This window comes from Acinetobacter sp. NPDC052428, assembly GCF_044547685.1.
Taxonomy (GTDB): Bacteria; Pseudomonadota; Gammaproteobacteria; order Pseudomonadales; family Moraxellaceae; genus Acinetobacter; species Acinetobacter lwoffii_G.
The window spans coordinates 1-3,205 of the sequence record NZ_JBIUAT010000067.1 but is presented as its reverse complement, the minus strand read 5'-3'; the positions used below and the strand labels follow the sequence as shown (position 1 = coordinate 3,205).

4 protein-coding genes are annotated in these 3,205 nt (G+C 43.2%); all 4 read left to right on the top strand.

Annotated elements, in window-relative coordinates; all coding sequences use genetic code 11:
- Positions 1-101 precede the first annotated feature (101 nt).
- Positions 102-488, top strand: a complete 387-nt coding sequence (locus tag ACIG3F_RS16005) for a hypothetical protein (RefSeq protein WP_396470534.1) — start codon at positions 102-104, stop codon at positions 486-488.
- 17 nt (positions 489-505) lie between these two features.
- A complete protein-coding gene (locus ACIG3F_RS16000) occupies positions 506-2,590 on the top strand; it encodes a hypothetical protein (protein ID WP_396470533.1) in 2,085 nt (694 codons plus the stop codon).
- A complete protein-coding gene (locus ACIG3F_RS15995; RefSeq protein ID WP_086044635.1) occupies positions 2,583-2,816 on the top strand; it encodes a hypothetical protein in 234 nt (77 codons plus the stop codon). Before ACIG3F_RS16000 ends, ACIG3F_RS15995 begins: the two co-directional genes overlap by 8 nt.
- Before the next feature lie 78 nt (positions 2,817-2,894).
- The coding region (locus ACIG3F_RS15990) for a hypothetical protein (RefSeq protein WP_396470532.1) at positions 2,895-3,205 on the top strand (311 nt) is incomplete at its 3' end.

Genomic DNA, 3,205 nt, shown 5'->3' with positions numbered 1-3,205 from the left:
AATTATAGGTTTTCACAGTTAATGAAAACAAAATTTTTTATTGTCACACATCATCCTGCCTCTCAATTCAACGCAGTCATTCAAGATAACGTGGTGCCAAAATGAGTAAAACATCAATCAATGCTCGGCTTGCCATGATTCAAGCCTTTGCAAGTTTTATGGATAGCGGTAGCCAAAGTGCTACCGTTATTTTTTATGAGGGTGTGCAGCCAGCCAATCCTGCGGTTGCAACAGATTCAAACAGCGCTTTGGTGACACTCACATTCCCTGAGCCTTGTATTAAAGAAACTACAGCCACTTATGTAGAGCTTCATCCAACCGATACAGCAACAGTGATTAAAACTGGTACCGCAACTTGGGCGCGAATCTACAACGGTGCTGGCGGGGTCGCTGCCGATCTTACTGTTGGCACAGATATATCTTTAGCGAATACCAATCTGGTTGTGGGTGGTACCTTGTCCATCCAATCAATAAAACTCAGACCTTAATTTAAAAGGGTGCTCATGTGGATTTTAAAAATAAGCTCGGCACCGTTGATGCGCATAACCTAAACCTAAACTTTAAGCCTGATAATACTGATAGCCATAACATCATTCTTAATTTTGAGTACTTAGCCGACGGATCGACCAATCTCAATTTTGGCGAAGATGTTTCTGCTGTAATCGATACAGTACTTGATACTGAGTTTTCACTTGAAGTCACAGCAGTCTATGCAGATAGTGGTGCAAACACTGCAGTTATAGACACGGTAATTGATATTGAGTTCAGCTTTGATGTTGTCGCAGTCTTTAAAGAGAACACCGATGTCATTGGGCATATTGATACAGTCTTAGACACCAGTTTTAGTTTTGAAATCGAAGCGGTATTTAGTGAAAACCTGTGCACGATTGATACGGCTTTAGATACTGGGTTTTCATTCGAAGTTAAAGCACTATTCGATATCAATCATCTGGTGGGCGTGTCTTATGGCTTTGATATGCGATATAAGAAAGCCATCGCAGCCTTGAGCACCACAGAAATACCATGGGCCAAGCCTATAGTAAGAGTCTCAAATGAGGCTCTTTTTTATGACCAGGGTTTGGTGATTTCCAATCAGAAAAATATTCAATATGAGCAAGCAGGGTCATTGAATCGCGCGGTTAGATCGATACATGAGCAAGCAACCGGTTTAAGTTCAGATGCATATGTGATTTGGGAAGAGGGTGATAAACGCTTTATTCATCAGCGATATGTGCATGAAGAAACCGTCAAGCTGCGTCATAACCGAGAAACAGTCTGGCAGGAGATGATCCGCCGGCGCAAGACTTTTACTTATTCGCATGAAGTGGCCCAGGTCTTTGAAAAGCGATTCTCATTTGAGTGGGATAAAGGCCTTGAGATTGTCACCAAGTCAGATTTGCCCTGGGATAAAGCCAAAGCGATTCATTATCGCAAGCATCCAGTTTTACCTTGGCCGGAGCCAGAATTACCACAATATGAAGGCAGCACGGATCTAAACTTTATTTGCCTTTGTGATACTGACTCACACAATGTTGTTTTAAATTTTGGTGCAGATGACTGTATTCCAGCACTGCCGAACAGAAACTGGTGGTATATCGTGAATACATTAACAGCCGAGCGATTGGATACCGGCGAAAGAATTAAAGTCATGGATGGCAGCTACAGTACCAGTCGGTCTCAATGGTGCTGGACCTATTCCATTACTGTGGCTCATACCGAGAAAGATAAGCTGCAGCCTATTGATGGGCAGCCGGTGATCCTAAAGGTCATGATTAATGGTTTTGAGCATCATATCCTCCTTGAATATCCAGAAGAAACCCGACGCTTTGCCAGTGTTTTATATACCTACCCTGGGCGAAGTGTTACAGCGTTAAACTCTGATAAATACGGACCAACACGCTCATTTATCCAGGACAATGAACGTACTTCTGTTCAACTGGTTCAGGCTGAAATTGATCGGGCAAATAGCGGTACCAACTTAGATTGGAGATTGATTGATGAATTGGGTTGGATTGTACCGATTGAGAGCCTGAGTTATGCAGAACTTGCACCAATCGATGCAATAAAGCAGGTGGTTGATGCAGGTGGTGGCTTTATCTATAGTCAAAAAGCAGGGAATACACTGACGATTTTACCCCGATACCAAAAAGGCTATTGGGATTCTCTGACCGTTGATGATTATGACATTATATTGCCTGAAAGCGTGGTGATGCAGCAGACCATCAAGCAGAACGATGAATATATTGCTGACTTTAATGCTATTACTGTGGTGAACAGTCGAAGTGGTGAAAGTCTGAAGGTGCTGCAGCGTGGTACCTCTGGTGATGTTCCATTGGAAACGGTCATAGGACCATTATTCAATGTGGTGTCTGGTGCCAGTTACGGCAAATCTGAGTTGATCAAAGCCAACATTCAGGAGCTGCACACCTTTGCTGATATACCAGTGAGCCAAGAAATCGGGGAAATGCTGCCAGGTAAAACCATTGCCTTTAACGGCCAGTGGTGGGGTGTGATTGATGGGGTAAGTGGCAGTTTTTCGCATGAGAAGGTCAATGAAACAATTACCGTGGAGCGTATCAGCCGTGAATAACCCTTTATTTGAATTGCGGAAGCTTTTAAATCCCACTCATGCGGAATATATTGGCACGATTACTTCAGTGAAGCACCCAGAGTATCGGGTGCAGATTGATGGTGGTTCTGGGCCAGTGCTGTGCACATCTGGCACAGCTTATAATTTAGGTGCCAGAGTGTTTATCTCAAATCAGGTGATTTTAAGGCCGGCACCCACTGGTCAGCATTCAGAAATAGAAGTCTAAACTTAACCAAATGACAGCACCTCAGGGTGCTTTTTTAATGCCAAAAAAAAGGGGGATGTATGACTAAAGGGGATGTATATGGACTTTCTTAGTCAAGTATTAGAAAGCATAAAGAGCCATTCACACATCCTTTTTACAGGTGTGTTGGGGGCAACTTTTGGCTTTCTATTAAGTAAGGAGCCTACTCGGGATCGCTGGATAGGATTCTTTGCCGGCTTCATTTTATGTGTGGTCTTTGCTAAACCGGCAAGTTTATTTCTTGCTAGTGGCAACTACCCAGAACTATTTGGTTTTATTCTGGGCGCTGCTGGTAAAAGTACAGCTGAAGCATTGCTGAGTTTGGCTCGATCAAGAGTTCTTGGTTTAGTCAAAAAGGAGAATGAAGATGC